Source organism: Liquorilactobacillus satsumensis (assembly GCF_964065465.1).
In the GTDB taxonomy this organism is placed as follows: Bacteria; Bacillota; Bacilli; order Lactobacillales; family Lactobacillaceae; genus Liquorilactobacillus; species Liquorilactobacillus satsumensis.
The window spans coordinates 2024655-2040760 of the sequence record NZ_OZ061606.1 but is presented as its reverse complement, the minus strand read 5'-3'; the positions used below and the strand labels follow the sequence as shown (position 1 = coordinate 2040760).

12 protein-coding genes and 1 pseudogene are annotated in these 16106 nt (G+C 39.9%); 6 read left to right on the top strand and 7 right to left on the bottom strand.

The genetic code is table 11. The annotated features are described in order from the left end of the window. Positions 1-121: 121 nt before the first annotated feature. Positions 122-994 carry a UTP--glucose-1-phosphate uridylyltransferase GalU gene (gene galU / locus AB3Y88_RS09380; protein WP_056961147.1) on the bottom strand — a complete coding sequence of 291 codons (873 nt, stop codon included), beginning with the start codon at positions 992-994 and terminating at the stop codon, positions 122-124. A 169-nt stretch (positions 995-1163) separates the two neighbouring features. Then, positions 1164-1952: a type I methionyl aminopeptidase gene (gene map, locus AB3Y88_RS09375; RefSeq protein ID WP_228888241.1), complete on the bottom strand. Its 789-nt coding sequence runs from the start codon at positions 1950-1952 to the stop codon at positions 1164-1166. A 173-nt stretch (positions 1953-2125) separates the two neighbouring features. Between map and AB3Y88_RS09370 the strand changes: the two genes are divergently transcribed. From AB3Y88_RS09370 to AB3Y88_RS09360, 3 genes are all read left to right on the top strand, one after another. Then, positions 2126-2587, top strand: coding sequence for a flavodoxin (locus AB3Y88_RS09370; protein WP_054758109.1), 462 nt, complete (start codon positions 2126-2128; stop codon positions 2585-2587). A gap of 47 nt (positions 2588-2634) precedes the next feature. Further along, on the top strand, positions 2635-3567 hold the full coding sequence (locus AB3Y88_RS09365; protein WP_056961145.1) for a glycosyltransferase family 2 protein: 933 nt from the start codon (positions 2635-2637) through the stop codon (positions 3565-3567). Positions 3568-3651: 84 nt separating this feature from the next. Next, entirely contained in the window at positions 3652-6501 is a 2850-nt protein-coding gene (locus AB3Y88_RS09360; protein ID WP_261909502.1) for a YfhO family protein, read from the top strand. Positions 6502-6967: 466 nt separating this feature from the next. Here the strand turns inward: AB3Y88_RS09360 and AB3Y88_RS09355 are convergent, their stop codons facing one another. From AB3Y88_RS09355 to AB3Y88_RS09335, 5 genes and pseudogenes are all read right to left on the bottom strand, one after another. Continuing rightward, entirely contained in the window at positions 6968-8749 is a 1782-nt protein-coding gene (locus AB3Y88_RS09355) for an ABC transporter ATP-binding protein (protein WP_056961143.1), read from the bottom strand. Positions 8750-8758: 9 nt separating this feature from the next. After that, on the bottom strand, positions 8759-10480 hold the full coding sequence (locus tag AB3Y88_RS09350; RefSeq protein WP_228888246.1) for an ABC transporter ATP-binding protein: 1722 nt from the start codon (positions 10478-10480) through the stop codon (positions 8759-8761). 83 nt (positions 10481-10563) lie between these two features. After that, complete coding sequence (locus AB3Y88_RS09345; protein ID WP_054756304.1) at positions 10564-11265, bottom strand: LiaF transmembrane domain-containing protein; 702 nt, start codon at positions 11263-11265, stop codon at positions 10564-10566. 5 nt (positions 11266-11270) lie between these two features. Then, positions 11271-11714 (bottom strand): LytTR family DNA-binding domain-containing protein, encoded by a 444-nt coding sequence (locus tag AB3Y88_RS09340; protein WP_056961141.1) that lies wholly within the window; start codon positions 11712-11714, stop codon positions 11271-11273. Between the two features lie 166 nt (positions 11715-11880). After that, positions 11881-12347, bottom strand: a pseudogene (locus tag AB3Y88_RS09335) (DDE-type integrase/transposase/recombinase). Between the two features lie 295 nt (positions 12348-12642). Here AB3Y88_RS09335 and AB3Y88_RS09330 point away from each other — a divergent pair. From AB3Y88_RS09330 to AB3Y88_RS09320, 3 genes are all read left to right on the top strand, one after another. Continuing rightward, positions 12643-13950 (top strand): GntP family permease, encoded by a 1308-nt coding sequence (locus tag AB3Y88_RS09330; protein WP_056961138.1) that lies wholly within the window; start codon positions 12643-12645, stop codon positions 13948-13950. Positions 13951-13975: 25 nt separating this feature from the next. After that, the gene (locus AB3Y88_RS09325; protein ID WP_056961137.1) at positions 13976-15118 is read left to right on the top strand and encodes a glycerate kinase; all 1143 of its coding nucleotides are present in this window, start codon (positions 13976-13978) and stop codon (positions 15116-15118) included. 134 nt (positions 15119-15252) lie between these two features. Further along, positions 15253-16092, top strand: coding sequence for a YitT family protein (locus AB3Y88_RS09320; RefSeq protein WP_056961136.1), 840 nt, complete (start codon positions 15253-15255; stop codon positions 16090-16092). Positions 16093-16106 lie beyond the last annotated feature (14 nt).

Below are 16106 nucleotides of genomic sequence, written 5' to 3'. Positions count from 1 at the left end.
TTAACTTTTGCCACAGCCCCATCTCGTTATTTTTTTAGATTTGCCAATTAACGTGTCCGATTCCAAAAACACAATTGGAATTTAATTAACCTTAAATTAGGCAAACCACATTACTCACTGCTTATTTCAAATTTTTGGACAATTCCTTGATATATGCTCTCAAGTCATCTTTGACTTCTGGATGTTCCAAACCAAATTGAATAGAAGTCTTCAAATAGCCAAATTTATAGCCAACATCAAAGCGCTCACCTTTAAATTCATGTGCAAAAACACGTTGAATTTTATTTAAGCGATCAATTGCATCGGTTAACTGAACCTCATTGCCTGCACCTGGTTTTTGTGTCTCTAACATACCAAAAATCTCAGGTGTCAATAAGTATCTACCGATAATTGCTAAATCGCTAGGTGCCTTATCAACTGCAGGCTTTTCAACAAACTTTTTGACATCATAAAGCCCTGCACTTGTTTCAGAACCTGGATCAATGACACCATATTTGTAAACTTCTTTATGCGGAACCTTCATTACCGCTAAAGTTGAAGCGTGGGTTTGGTCGTAACGATCAATTAACTGCTTAGTCAGCGGAACCTTATCTCTCATCAAGTCATCGCCAAGCATTACAACAAAAGGCTCGTTGCCTACAAAGTCCTTTGCCATCAAGACGGCATCACCAAGTCCTCGAGGATGCGACTGCCGAATGAAGTATAAGTTAATATCGGTTGTCTGTTCAACTAGTTTGAGCAGATCCGTCTTTCCCTTTTCTTTTAAATTCTGTTCCAATTCCGGAACTGAATCGAAATGATCTTCAATTGGGCGCTTGCCTTTACCAGTAACCACCAAGATATCTTCAATACCTGATTTTTTTGCTTCTTCCACAATGTACTGAATCGTTGGTTTATCAATAATTGGCAGCATCTCTTTTGCCAGGGCCTTAGTTGCTGGCAGGAAACGTGTTCCTAAACCTGCGGCCGGAATCACAGCTTTTCTAACTTTCATCATGCGAGCTCCTTTATCTGTTAGCGTTGTCAAAATACATCCCTCATTATAGCACCAGTCTTCTAGATGATAAACAGCTAAAGCTGCATTCTAGCAGCATGGGCATACTTTTGGTGAAAAATTAAAAAAATATCTTAACACCAGTTACATTTTATGAATAAAGTCGGCTTTAATCAAGTAAATATTTTTTATCCTGCTCTGGATCCTGCGATGTCAAAATTTTAGGCCCCGCAGTCGTAATCACGAGAGTATGTTCATACTGGCACGAAAAGCCGCCATCTGCAGTCCTGGCCGTCCAACCATTAGGATCATCCATAACTGCTTTCCAAGTCCCTGTATTAATCATCGGTTCGATTGTAATCGTCATTCCGGGACGCAAACGCAGACCTTTTCCGGCTTGACCATAGTGAGGCACATTAGGGCTTTCATGCATCGTCGGTCCAATTCCATGCCCAATAAACTCGCGAACATCACCATAATCGTTAACTTCTTCGGTGTAATGCTGAATTGCAGCTCCAATATCGCCAATTCGATTGCCCACCTGAGCCTGATCAATGCCCAAATAGAGCGCTTCTTTTGTGACTTTCATTAAGCGGTCAATTTCTGGGGTTACCTTTCCGACTGCATAGCTCCAGCACGAGTCACTCATCGCACCATGATAATTCACAACTGTATCAACTTTAACTAAGTCCCCATCCTTCAAAATCAAGTCTTTGCGGGGAAAACCATGACAAATTTCATCATTCACACTGACACAGGTTGCGTATTTATAACCTTCAAATCCAATTTGTTCCGGAATTGCATCGTGTTCTTTAAAAAACTTACGCGCAAATTTTTCAATTTCCCAACTTGAAATTCCTGGTTTAATAATCTTTCTCAAGCCCAAGTGCATTCCTGCAAGAATTGCCCCTGACCTTTCCATCTCACGAATTTCTCGCGGTGACTTTAATGTAATCATTATCGATAGCTGCCTCCAATTTAATTTACTCTTTTATTATAACCTAAAAATTCGTTATTGGCAGCGACACATTTAGTGTTACACAAACGAGCCTTTAAATGTTGTTTTCAGTATTTACCGATTATCTGCTATAATGAGGCACAGCAGATAGTTGAAAGAAGGTAGTTTACTTAATGACAAAAGCTAAAGTTGTATTTGCTTCGATCACCGGAAATAATGAAGATGTTGCCGATATTGTCTCAGAGGCCCTCGAAAATAAGGGCGTTGAGGTCGATACGGAAGAAATTTCCCAGTGCGATGCTTCTGATTTTGAAGATGTCGATATCTGTATTGTGACTCCTTATACTTACGATGAGGGCGCTCTTCCAGATGAAGGAATGGACTTTTTTGAAGATCTTCAAGAACTTGACCTAACTGGCAAAGTCTTTGGAGTTGCTGGGTCAGGTGACACTTTTTACGGTGAATACTATTGTGTTGCCGTTGATCAATTTGAAGAAGCATTCAAACAGACTGGCGCTACAAAAGGTGCTGCAAGCGTAAAGATCAATCTTGCCCCGGACACTGCTGAGGATCTTGCCAGCTTAGAAAAATTCGTTGACGCCTTAATCGCATCAGCCGCAAAGAAGAAGCAGTAACAGCTGCCTTATTCGTCAAATACTTTCATAGATGGAGTGACTTAAAAATGAGCAGCAAATTGTCAATCATTGTCCCTTGTTACAACGAGGAAGAATCGATTCCACTTTTTTATCCTGAAGTTGAAAAAACAAAAGAGAAAATGCCGGATGTTGAATTTGAATACTGGTTTATCAATGATGGTTCCTCAGATAATACCTTACAGGAATTGCGTAATTTGCACGCACAGGATCCACAACACGTCCATTTCGTCTCCTTTTCACGTAATTTTGGTAAAGAAGCTGGACTTTTTTGCGGGTTACAACGTGCAACTGGCGATTATGTCGTAGTAATGGACGTTGATTTACAAGATCCACCTGAACTTTTACCCAAGATGCATCAACTTTTGAGTGAAGGCGAATACGATTGTATCGGCACACGCCGCGCAGATCGCGCGGGTGAACCCCCGATTCGTTCCTTTTTTGCACATCTCTTTTACAAATTGATCAATCGCATCTCAGACACTACTATCGTGGATGGAGCACGTGATTTTCGGATGATGACTCGGCAGATGATCGACGCAATTCTAGCAGTTAAGGAATACAACCGTTTTTCAAAGGGCGTGTTCAGCTGGGTCGGTTTCAAAACAAAATATCTTGAGTATCCGAATAAAGAACGAACTGCTGGTACGACCAGCTGGAGTTTTTGGAATTTGTTGCAATATTCGATTGATGGCATTGTAGCCTTCTCAGATGTGCCCCTGAATATCGCGGCTTTCACCGGACTTTTTTCCTTTATTGGCGCCGGCATCGCAATTATTTGGATTATCATTCGTGCCATTCTCTTCGGTGACCCCACTAGCGGCTGGCCTTCACTAGTTTGCATCATTTTGTTTGTTAGTGGTATCCAGCTCTTTTGCCTTGGTATCGTAGGCAAATATATTGGAAAAATTTTTCTGGAAGTCAAGCACCGTCCGCTTTACATTGTTAAAGAAGAAAAATAACAACTTCTTAAAATTTGTCCCCTGCCTTCGCAACTTTCAAGGAATTAATGTACAATACTTGAGAGTAGGCAGGAGGCTTTTTTTGTGCAATTTTCTTTTGATAAAAAAAATAATTTTAACCTTTATCTGCAGTATACTGCAGTTTTTTTCGTGGTAGCACTCTTTGTTTATGGTACATATCTGGCTACCGGACATTCATTAATCTGGCGTTTGGATGGGGCACAACAGCATTTGCCGCTCCTAAGCGAATTTCGAAAAACACTTCTTTCCATGCTTAATCATCCGACCACTTCACTTCCGCAATGGTCTTGGAAATTAGGTCTAGGGGGAGATCTTTTTCAAATTAATTCTTATTACATCATTGGTGATCTCTTCAACTATTTAATCCTATTATTTCCGGCCACAAAAGTTGTTCTGGGTTACCAAATTCTGATTGTTTTGCGGCTTTATTGTGCCGGACTTTCATTTTGCTACTTTGCAGCTCACTTTAAATTTCATAACCAAGTCATCATCAGTGGTAGTCTTGTTTATCTTTTTAATGCTTTTTTGCTCTACTCAAATATTGCCCAACCCTTTTTCACACTCCCTTTCATCTTGTTTCCACTATTAATTCTGTGTGTCGAACGTGTCTTACAGGGCTACTCAAACCTACCACTAACTTTGATGTTCAGTTGGATGCTGTTTAACAACTTTTACTTTGCTTATATCTTAGGCATTGGAACCTTTATCTTTTTAATTTTACGTTACTTCTTTTACTATCGCCATCAGGGCATCTTTAAAAAAACAGTTTTAAAGTTGGGCAGCAGTACGCTTTTGGGCCTCCTGTTAACCGCTGTTTTATTACTCCCTGAAATTTATGCCGTCTTTAACTCCACGCGCAGTTCAGGTTCTTTTGCAAATGGTTTAAAATTATACCCACTCTATTATTATCTTGCGCTTCCTTCCCAGTTAATTAACGGTGGTAATCGTGATTTTTACTTCTGGAGTGCACTCGGTTTTGCAAGTCTGAGTTTCTTTGCATTGCTTTATATCATTGCAAAACATCGCAATTATCCAATTTTGAGCACAAGTTTTATCCTAGGGGGAATTATGCTGTTATTTCCTGCCTGTGGTGCTTTTTTTAACGGAATGACCTCGCCTTCCAATCGCTGGACACTGTTACTGGTGCTGCCACTTGCGCTTGCAACCTGTGTGCTGATTAATCATATCAAGCTAATCTCACCTCGAATGCTGCGGGCATTTACATTTTGCCTTCTAGGCTACAGTTTGTTGCTCTTAATCAATTATTTCTTTCAGAATAACGAAAAATTATTTATCCCGGTGATCTTCCTTTTTATTAGCTATGGCCTGATTGTCTTTTATCGAACTTCGAAAAACCGTCACTGGCAATTAATATTTATGCTCCTGCTAATCTCAAATACCGCACTTAATGCCGTTTACTTTGCAGCACCTTACAACGGAGGTTACTCAAACGAGATGCTGCCGCAAAAAGCCTTCGAAAAATGGACCGCTTTACGCTATGCCGGCTTAGATCGTCAATTAAAACCACACAATCAATACCGAGTTTCAACTATTAGTCAAAATTACAGTCTGGGTGCAGGAATTCACATGTACAATACCCAACCTAGCAAGCTTAATTCAATCAGCTCCTATTACTCATTGCAAAATAAAAATATTGGGAACTTTGCAAGCAGTATGCATAATTCTCAATTTGAAGCTAATATTCCGCTTGGGCAAATGGACGACCGTACTATTTTAAACAACTTCTTAGGAGTCCGGTATCTCTTCGTTCAAGCTAACCAGCCTAACGATACTAAAATCCCTGCCGGTTATACTTTAGACAAAGCTGCAACCAGAAATCTTGATGCTAATCAACATTCAACAAACGATCAACAAACACTGCGTTATCGTACCAAGTATGCTTTTCCATTACTTTATTGGCAAAATACCGTCATCAGCGCGCATACCTATCGTCACCTTTCAGCCTCTGAAAAGGAGCGGGCACTTGCTAGCGGTGTTTATCTTGGCAACCACAGCAGTAAAGGATACCAGCATGCAACCTTAGCCAAGAATGTTGTAACTGTTCCTTACACTATTATTTCGAGCCGTGGCAATCTAATCTCTACGCAAAAAATTACCCGTGAAGATCGTGCTGAAACTTACACCATTATCTTGAAAAATCCTGAAAAATACCGCAATAGCGAATTGCATTTAGATTTTGAGAACTTGGACTACACTCCATTTTCACTTAAAAAGCAGTTACAATTGGATGTTTCGCACGAAACAACTTCAAATTCAGGTTTACTCTCACTCAATCAACGGTTGAGCTATTATAGCTATTTGCGTGCACACGTGCTTAAGGGAACACCTGACAAGAGCTATTCTTTGAGTGTTTCTTCCAGTAAAGGAACTGAGAAAATCACACAGCCTAACCAAGATGAACTTTCTTTTTATAAAACTGTCAATTATGGTTTAATGAATCTCGGCTTCTTTTCACAGCTGCCTGCTTCTTTGACAATTTCTCCGTCAAAATTGGGGACATATCGTTTTAAGTTGAAGATCACAGCAACCCAAATCGATAACCAGTATTTTAAAGAAGTTAAGCAACTGCAAAAACAGCGTCTCAAGCAGCTTAAATTCACAGCTAATCATCTAAGCGGGACAATTACGACGAAAACAAAGGGAATTCTAACTTCGTCGATTCCTTACTCAAAAGGCTGGAGTGCGCGTGTCGATGGCCGCACAGTTAAACCCTATCAGACCAATACCGGCTTCTTAGGAATTCCCTTAAAAGCTGGCAGCCATCAAGTCGAGTTTTCCTATCGGACCCCAGGCTTGCGATTAGGTGCAAAAATTAGTCTTTTCGGCTTGTTCTGTTTCCTAGCAGCAATTGGTTGGCAACTTTTAGTCAGACGATGGCAACTTAACAACTGATTAAGGGGAACACTGCCTAGTGTATAAAAATAAAGGGGCTGTGACAAAATTTAACTTTTGTCACGGTCCCTCTTTATTCCGGATAAACGTGTTCCATAAGTCAAAATTCTCCGTCTAACTTCGAATTACTCATAGCAAAGTACTCGCTATGTTCGTAATTTCGAGTTAGTACTCAAATTTTCCCGACTTATGTCACACTCTCCTTTATTTTGTACGTAATCAAGTCCGGGTTACCTTGTAACTCAGACCTTAGTCCACGGAGACTAAACGCTGTTTGTCGGCACTTCTTTCTTAACATGCTCCACCCAGCAATCTCCTGTGACTAAGTCTGCCTTACGCGTAACCAAGTCCGGGTTACCTTGTAACTCAGACCTTAGTCCACGGAGACTAAACGCTGTTTGTCGGCACTTCTTTCTTAATGTGCTCGAACTCTAAGCCTTAAAACCTAACACCTTTTTGCACACTTTTATTCAAATACCATCTGGTTAGTGTAAAGATTATAATAAAAGCCCTTTTGTGTTAACAACTGTTCATGCTTACCTTGTTCAATGACTTGACCATCTTTTAAAACAATAATTTGATCGGCCCCAACAATCGTTTTTAAACGATGTGCAATTACAAAACTTGTTCGTCCAGCAATCACATTATCCATTGCCAGCTTGATTTTTTCTTCTGTAACCATATCAACATTTGAAGTCGCCTCATCAAGAATTAAAAAGGCTGGGTCGGTTAATAATGTGCGTGCAATGCTCAGTAACTGTTTTTGACCAACCGATAAAACAGAATTTTCATCATCGACCTTTGTCTGATAACCATCTGGCAAACTTTCAATATAATCATGAATATGAGCCTGTTTTGCCGCCGCAATCATTTGTTGATCAGTGGCATTTGGCTTTCCAAATTTGATATTGTCGGCTATTGTACCAGTAAATAAAATTGAGTCCTGTAAAACAATCCCAATATTTTGCCGTAAAGAAAATAATGAGAACTCACGTGTATCCTGACCATCAAAGAGAACTTTTCCAGAAGTCACATCATAGAAACGGTTCAATAAGTTCATAACTGTTGTCTTTCCCGAGCCGGTAGGGCCAACCAGCGCAATCATCTTACCCTTTTCAACCTTGATATTGATTCCATGCAAAATTTCTTTGTCAGGATCATATCCGAAATGTACGTCTTGAAGCTCAACGCCTTCCCTAATCTCCTTAAGCTCACTGCCATTTGCATTCCGTTCTTCTTCAGGTTGCTTAAGCACATGTGCCAACCGCTTAGCACCTGTCAATGCAAGCTGAATCATTGAGTACATCGATGTGATCTGTGTAATTGGTTGAAAATATTGTTGTGAATATTGTACAAAAGTAACTATTAAACCGATGCCAACAGCTTTTCCAAGATCGCCACTGACCACCATCCAAGAACCATACGCAATTACAATTGCAAGGTTTAACAATGAGAGACCTTGCATCACTGGAAAGAGTAATCCTGAATATAGTTGTCCTTTGAAAGTTGCATGGCGCACACGTTCATTCAAGACATTAAATTCCGCAACAGACTTTTTTTGAAGTCCATTTGTAATAATAATTTTTTGTCCGTTAATTTGTTCATTGATATAGCCATTGAGGCCACTGATTTCATCTTGTTGCTTATCAATATAGAAACGTGCCTTTCTAATGATAATATAGGCAATCAAGATGACAAACGGCGTGGAAGCCACAGTTGCAAACGCCAATTTAACGTTCAACGAGAACATAATCCACAAGACACCGATATACAAAATTATTTGTGAAATCAATTCGAAAACAGCCTGGTTCATTGCATTGAAAATATTATCCAAATCAGACGTAAAAAGTGACAGGATTTTCCCGTCCTGATGACTATCAAAATACCGCACCGTCATTTTTTGTAGCTTCTTGAAAAGCCCACGTTGCATATTATTCGTTGAATAACCATTAATATAAGAAATCCACAGACTTGAAATCAACATCGTAACTACCGTTAAAATGAAGAAAATCAAAATTAACCAGATCGCATTATGAAAACTTGAAAGTGACGCATGCGGACGTGTGAGTGGATTGCTATACGCAATTAAATAACGGCTTAAAGCTGTAATTGCTTTTCCTAAATAAATCGGTGCTTCAATCTGTGCCCAGGTTGACAGCACTGTTAGTCCGACAACAAACACCAAACCTTTCCAGTATGGCTGTAAATAATGTTTAAAATACCCCAATGAATCTTTTAACCCTTTCATTTGGCATGCTCACCCCTTTTTTGTTTTAGATAATTGCGCCGCATAAATTTCGCGATATATTTGTGAATCTTGGAGCAGTTGACTATGTGTTCCACTCCCAACTAACTTGCCTTGATCTAGAACTAAGATCTGATCAGCTTTGATAACTGAAGAAATTTTTTCGGCAATCATGAACACCGTTGTTTGTGCAAGTTCATGTGCTAAAGCCTCTTGCACCAATTTTTCTGACTTGGCATCCAATGCAGATGTTGAATCATCCAAGATTAGAATATTGGGACGACCCACAACTCCTCGTGCAATTGACAAACGCTGCTTCTGCCCACCTGAATAATTGGAAGAGCGTTCCTCAACATGATGTGCAAATCCTTCAGTGTACTTTTCGACAAATTCAGTTGCCTGGGCTATATGTGCCGCCCAACTAAGCTCTTTTTCGGTTGCATCAGCTTTGCCCTGCTTTAAATTATCAGCAATTGAGCCTGAAAAAAGGATCGCTTTTTGTAAAACAAAGCTGACTGCTTTGCGCAATGATTTTTCATTGACCTTGCGCAAATTCTGCCCCCCAATTTCAACCTCTCCAGCTGAAGGGTCATATAAACGCGCCATTAATTGTGCTAAAGTTGATTTCCCAGAACCTGTCGAACCGACTATTCCTACGAAATTCCCAGCTTTGACCTTAAAACTGACAGCGCGTAATGCAGGTGTTTTGGCTCCAGGATAAGAAAATGTGACTTGCTTGAATTCCACACTTCCAGCCAGATCTTGAACAGGAGCCTTTGGATCAAACTGAACATCGGGTTTCGTTTTTAGGACTTCTTTTATTCTCCTTAAGGAAATCATCCCGCGTGAAGACATCGTCATTGTCATTGCCCCAATAATAATCGCAAGCATTAGTTGCATCAAATAGGAAATATATGAAGCAATCGCTGCTAATTCACCCGGGTGAGCCGTAATGCCTGTTCCGACCAAATAAACTGCCAGTAAAATCATCAAATTGGAAATTAGCATAAAACAAGGAATTAAGAGTGCAAAAAGATAACCAATCGTTAAGTTGAGTCCGCGTAGTTCACCAGCTGCTCCTGCAAACTTTTTAATTTCACTTTGTTCCTGATTAAAAGATTTAATCACTCTGATTCCCTGCATTGATTCTTTTGCAACCGAGTTCAAATTGTCCACCCATTTCTGGAAACGCATGAAAAGGTTACTCATGCGCGAAAAAACCAGACTGGTAAGTCCCAGAACCAAGACAACCATTAAAAGTTCGATCCACCACAAACGTGGAATTGTCAAAATTCCTAAAATAAACGCTCCTAAAAATAAAATTGGTAAACGTAATAATTGTGTTAGAAGCATCATTACCAAGTTCAAAACCTGATTAATATCGTTAATCAGACGTACTACTAGGCTGCCTGCAGAAAAACGCTCAATGTTTCCAAATGAGAAGGTCTGAATCTTCTGATAAGTCTGTGCCCGTAAATCAGTAGCAACTGCCTGTGCAACTTTAGCCGCAAAAAAGGTACTTGCAATCCCCGCTGCAATTCCGATTAGCGCTAAAACAATTAGTTGTATGCCATAAACAAGCACACGTTCTTTTCGATCAGCAATAATTGCATTCATAATATCCTGCAAAAGCCGCGGCTGCCATAACGAACTTGCTGCTAAAATAACGACTGCGACCACCGCGCCGATAATCATGCCAACATTTTGCTTAAAATGCGGTTTTAAAATATCCATCTCTACTCTTCTCCTAAACTTATTTTTCTAAATACTCCCTTTTTCAATTCTCTTAGAATACTCTTAATCTTTCACTAAATTTTTCAAAAAATATAGTTAATTTCAAGCCCCGAAAGATTCAAGTCGCCCTTAAGATACACGCGTGGTCGTGCAGTTTCTGCAACAGTCACACCGCCACCTTTTTCTTCAATTCCACTTAAAACAGGTTCAACTTGCACTATAATATCCCAAGTTTTAGGTACATAAAGTTCAATTCCACTAAGTGACCCATGAATATTAATGACTGCAGAATCACCTTTAATCAGCGTATCATCGAAATAAACTTTCAAACTGGCCATTGAAGCCGTGATCGCTGCTTCTTTAAAATCCTCAGATCTAACATAGCGAATTGTAGACACCATTTTAGCATCAATTTTTACTTGTGCTGAACTCGCTTTACCTGAGGAAGGAGTGGTCAAACGCAAGTGATTAAGATGAATGAAGCGAGCATGAAAAAGAAGTGACAACCCGACTGAAATAAAAACTGCTGCACCTAAAATTGTCCATGGCACTAGCTGTGTAATTCCAAGTTGTTTGGCATAGACAATTAGTAAAAAGGCCACCGAAAACACAATCACCGGGATGTTGAAATGAACCAGTCCTTCAACTAAACCTGCAATAAAGAACACGGTAAAAATAATACTCCAAAATCCAAGACTTCCTCCTAGCCATCCAACTTTGCTTGCAATTAAAAGTAATCCGCACAACAGGAAAAAAACTCCCCAAAACCATCTTTGCCGTTTCATCATACTTACTCCCTTTCTTCAAGTCGCTGCTTGAGTTCTTTATAATATTTCCGCGATACATAAACTTGTTTATATGAATTTTGAAAACACACCAAGTAACTCGAGATTGAATGTGTTAATGAAAAAATTTTCTCCGTATTCAAAATCGTGGATTTAGAAACACGCATAAACATCTGGGGTAAAAGTTCTTCCAATTCATATAAACGATAATGCGTTGTATAACTTTGTTCGGCAGTATGGGCACTGATTTGACGACCATCAGTCTCAAAAAAGAGAATTTCAGTAACACTCAGATAATATTCAGTTGTCGCCGCATAAAGTTTTAACGTTTGCAGCTTGGTCTTTTTTTGCAGTAGCTGATAGATTTCATGAGCTTTATTATCTGACGGAGCATGGATAATAACCTCTGTATCATCAAGGCTGCGATTAATTTCAACTCTGATTTTCATAATTATTCCTTCCGTACTTTTAGTAGAACATAGCTTTGTTTTATAGTAAACCAAAATTGCGCAAGTGGCCGAATTTCGTGCCTATCAGGTACAAGCTAAATTTTATGGTTCCGGTGCAAAAATAATAAAGAAACCTGTTTACCACATTTTGACAGTCATTACTATACTAGTTTGCTACTAATTCGGTTAACGATTGTAATGCCGAAAAACCAAAGATATTAGGCTCTCTTTGGCTTGTTTTATGTAGCTGATGCATGACTTCAATCCCACTTAGGGTTTTTAAAGCCGTTCGTAGCGATTGAAAGTCACTTGATTTTACCAAGACATGTTTAATTAGCCGATGATCTTGTTCAATCAACTTATTACGATATTTAGAGCACTTGTGATTCTCCGTTGGCAATAATCCATCCTTAATCACTTGTTTAATGGCTTTTAACGTTCCGCCATAATAATTTGAATAGTGGCCCGTAATGGTGAACCCAGCGCATAATGGTTGTATGATGAATGGTAATCCCACGGTCACGTAATATTTCAACAATATCACGATAGCTCAATGAAAATCTGAAATAGCAGCCAACGGCTACCAAAATAATGTCTTTTCTGGAAATGCCGCTCTTTAAAATAATTTTTCATCATAACTACCTCGCTTTTTAGGCTAGTTATACTCGAAATAGAGTTGTCTGAAAATTTTTGCACCAGAACCAATTTTATTTCCCTAATTTTTTAAAAGTGTGAAATAATGAACTTTAAGTTTTTTTAAGGAAGATAGTTTCAGATAACCTGCTTTTTTCTTGAATAATCTTGATTTAAAAGTATTTTAAGCCATTAATAAATTTAATTTAAAAGAAAGATTGAAATTAAAACCAACTTTCTTTACAATGGTTGTTGTGCGATTTATTAATTTTTTCACAATTAATTGGAGGTTATTATGGATTCATCACTTGTTATTTCCTGGTGGGCTGCTCTATGCGGTCTAGCAGTCGCTATTATCTTAATTTTAAAGAAACTAAACCCGGTTTACTCACTGCTATTGGGTGCAATTTGCGGTTCCTTGCTGGGGGGCGCCAATCTTGTTCAAACACTCGATATTTTAATTAAAGGTTCTCAAAGTGTTATGGGCACCGTTTTACGTGTCTTGGCTGCTGGAATGCTGGCAGGTGTCATGATGGAATCCGGCGCAGCTGATACCCTTGCCCGCACAATCGTAAATAAGTTGGGGGACCATTTTGCAATTTTGGCACTGGCACTGGCAACCATGGTTATTACAGCAGTCGGTGTTTTCATTCCAGTTGCAGTTCTAATTGTGGCACCAATTGCGCTTGAAGTTGGACAAAGAATGAAAATTTCAAAATTAGCTTTACTTGTTGCCCTTTCAGGCGGTGGTAAAGCCGGTAATATCATTTCGCCCAATCCCAACACGATTGCCGCTGCAAAGGGATTTAATGTTGAACTCAGTCAAGTAATGATCGCTGATTTCATTCCGGCTCTCTTTGCCTTAGCTGTCACAATCTTAATTGCTAATTTGATCAAGCAAAAAGGTAGTCAAGTTCGTGAAGATGATCTTTTAAATCTTACTGCCGCTGGCAAAGATAAGGATTTGCCTTCTTTAGGATCAGCACTAGTCACACCCGTTGTGGCAATTGTTCTTTTATTGCTCAACCCGCTTGGATCAATTTTTCATCTGACCTTTTTAACGAGTTTCAACCTTGACGCGCTTTACGTCCTTCCTTTTGCAGCAGTCGTGGGTGCCCTTGCAATGAAACAGGGACACCAGCTGCGTAATTATGCCAAAGCCGGTGTCAGCAGAATGACTGACGTCGTCTTAATTTTGATAGGCGCAGGTGCAATTGGTGCAACCATCACTTCATCAAATTTACCTGCTGAGATCATTTCATTAATTCAGCTTTCACATATTTCCGGTGTCTTACTTGCTCCGTTATCCGGCCTGCTCATGGCTGCTGCTTCGGCTTCAACTTCAACTGGAGTAATCCTTGCAACCGGATCTTTTTCAAAAGCAATTCTTGGGTTTGGAGTCACTCCATTAGCAGCCGCTGCGATGGTCCACACTGGCGGAATCGTTTTGGATCAGCTTCCACATGGTAACTATTTTCACGTCACAGCCAATGCCATGCATATGGATCTAAAAGAACGTTCACGCGGAATCTTTTATGAATTTTTAGTAGGTGGAACTGCAATGGTGGTGGCCACAGTAATGTATGGTTTCTTACACCTTTAAAATACTTTTAATGGAGGATTAGTAAATGAAATTCGTTATCGCCCCAGATTCTTTCAAAGGAAGCCTAACAGCAAAAGAAGTCGCTGATGCAATTCAAAACGGCATTCAAAAAGTCTTCCCTACCGCTAATTTTGTTAAAGTTCCAATGGCAGATGGTGGTGAAGGAACCGTTCAATCATTAGTGGATGCCAGTCAAGGAACTTTGATCACCAAAAAAGTGACTGGTCCGCTGGGCAAGCAGGTCAATGCAACTTATGGTTTACTAGGAGATGGAAATACCGCCGTAATTGAAATGGCTGAAGCCAGTGGGATTGGATATGTCACCGAACAAACTCGTGACCCGCTCCGTGCGACTACTTTTGGCACGGGAGAACTTATCCTTGATGCACTAGATCATCAAGTTTCGAAAATCATCTTAGGGATCGGCGGCAGTGCTACAAATGATGGTGGTGCCGGAATGGCCCAAGCATTAGGGATTAAATTACTTGATGTCAATGGCCAGCCGCTTCAATTTGGTGGAGGTGCACTCCAAAAACTCCACACAATTGATCTTAGTCAACGTGACCCACGTATTGCGGCAACCAATATTTTGATTGCTTCAGACGTAGTAAACCCACTTGTAGGGCCTCAAGGTGCCTCTGCTGTCTTTGGTCCCCAAAAAGGAGCAACACCAGCCATGGTAGCACAATTAGATCACAATCTGGCACATTATGCTCGCATCGTACAAGAAGCAACCGGTAAAGACCTAGCCGCATTCCCTGGGGCTGGCGCAGCTGGTGGATTAGGTGCTGGCTTGTTAGCATTTACAAACGCCAAGCTAAAAAAGGGAATCGAAATTGTCGTGGACTACACGCATTTAAAGGAAAAAGCAGTTGATGCGGATTTCGTTTTTACTGGTGAAGGTGGTATTGACTTTCAGACACAATATGGTAAAACGCCCTTCGGAGTCGCACTTGCAACTCGAACCGTGGCCCCGAATGCTCCAGTCATTGCCTTAGCAGGTAATGTTGGTGAAAAAGTCGATGTCCTTTATCAAAAAGGAATTTTCACCGCAATTTTTGCAACTGTTTCTGGCGCCAAAAGTCTTTCCGCTGCATTTGCCGATGGGCGCGCAGACATCGCACAGACTGCGGAAAATATTGCACGCTTGATTAAAGCAACTCATTAATAAAAATAAAAACTGACAACATTTTTACTCTCAAAGGTCGTGAAAATGTTGTCAGTTTTTTAGTCTAATAATTAGAACAAAACGGTCTGGTTTGTTAAACTTAATTGTATGAGCCACGTCGAAAGGAGTTCATTATGAAAAGAAGGTTAACAAAAAATCCACTGTATCAATTAGGAATCTTACTACTTGCATTAGAAATTATTACTCTTTCAATTAACTTCTTCTACTCACCTATTAACATCGCAGCTGGAGGATCAACCGGAATTGCGATCTTATTGCATGCCTCCTTTAAAATTCCACCTGCTTTTTCAGTCCTGATTATCAATGCCCTAATGGTTATTCTTGCGGCTGTCTTTCTTGACAGACAAGTGGTCCAAAAAATCGCTTTAGGCAGTTTCTTACTTCCCCTCTTGCTTTACCTCACTCCGAGTTTCAAGATTGTCGCAGATCCTTTATTAGCTGTTATTGCAGGCGGGGCGATTTTTGCAGTTGGAATTGCAATGTTATACAGAATCAGTGCCTCAAGTGGTGGAACTACTGTCGCACCTTTGATTTTAAAAAAATATTTCCACATCAATACGGCAATCTCGTTACTTGCAATTGATTTTGTTGTCACTTTTTTCAATATTTTCGTTTCAGGTCTAAATGCCTTTTTTATGGCTGTTTTTTCACTTGTAATTACTTCTTTAGTGATGCGCTACATTGAGGCCGGCCTTGATCATAAATATCAGATCCAAATTATGAGCCAAACTAAAACTGCAGAACTTCAAGAAATGCTGCTCGCTGCAGATCAGAGTCTGACTGTTTACGATGTGCACGGGGGATACAGTGCTAATCAAAAGGAGCTCCTCTTATTAGTCGTCGATAATCAAAGCTATGGGCCTTTGTTGAGTGCCATCCACGATATTGATCCTGATGCTTTTATTATTACATCCCATGTGGTCAAGGTGCACGGTGGACGTCTTGGCATTTAGTAATTTAGTAATTG

Bases quoted from the DNA above. Each gene is read 5' to 3' on its own strand.
- AB3Y88_RS09320 (WP_056961136.1), top strand. From the start codon at position 15,253: ATGAAAAGAAGGTTAACAAAAAATCCACTGTATCAATTAGGAATCTTA.
- map (WP_228888241.1), bottom strand. From the start codon at position 1,952: ATGATTACATTAAAGTCACCGCGAGAAATTCGTGAGATGGAAAGGTCA.
- AB3Y88_RS09345 (WP_054756304.1), bottom strand. From the start codon at position 11,265: ATGAAACGGCAAAGATGGTTTTGGGGAGTTTTTTTCCTGTTGTGCGGA.
- galU (WP_056961147.1), bottom strand. From the start codon at position 994: ATGAAAGTTAGAAAAGCTGTGATTCCGGCCGCAGGTTTAGGAACACGT.
- AB3Y88_RS09365 (WP_056961145.1), top strand. From the start codon at position 2,635: ATGAGCAGCAAATTGTCAATCATTGTCCCTTGTTACAACGAGGAAGAA.
- AB3Y88_RS09355 (WP_056961143.1), bottom strand. From the start codon at position 8,749: ATGAAAGGGTTAAAAGATTCATTGGGGTATTTTAAACATTATTTACAG.
- AB3Y88_RS09370 (WP_054758109.1), top strand. From the start codon at position 2,126: ATGACAAAAGCTAAAGTTGTATTTGCTTCGATCACCGGAAATAATGAA.
- AB3Y88_RS09350 (WP_228888246.1), bottom strand. From the start codon at position 10,480: ATGGATATTTTAAAACCGCATTTTAAGCAAAATGTTGGCATGATTATC.
- AB3Y88_RS09340 (WP_056961141.1), bottom strand. From the start codon at position 11,714: ATGAAAATCAGAGTTGAAATTAATCGCAGCCTTGATGATACAGAGGTT.
- AB3Y88_RS09325 (WP_056961137.1), top strand. From the start codon at position 13,976: ATGAAATTCGTTATCGCCCCAGATTCTTTCAAAGGAAGCCTAACAGCA.
- AB3Y88_RS09330 (WP_056961138.1), top strand. From the start codon at position 12,643: ATGGATTCATCACTTGTTATTTCCTGGTGGGCTGCTCTATGCGGTCTA.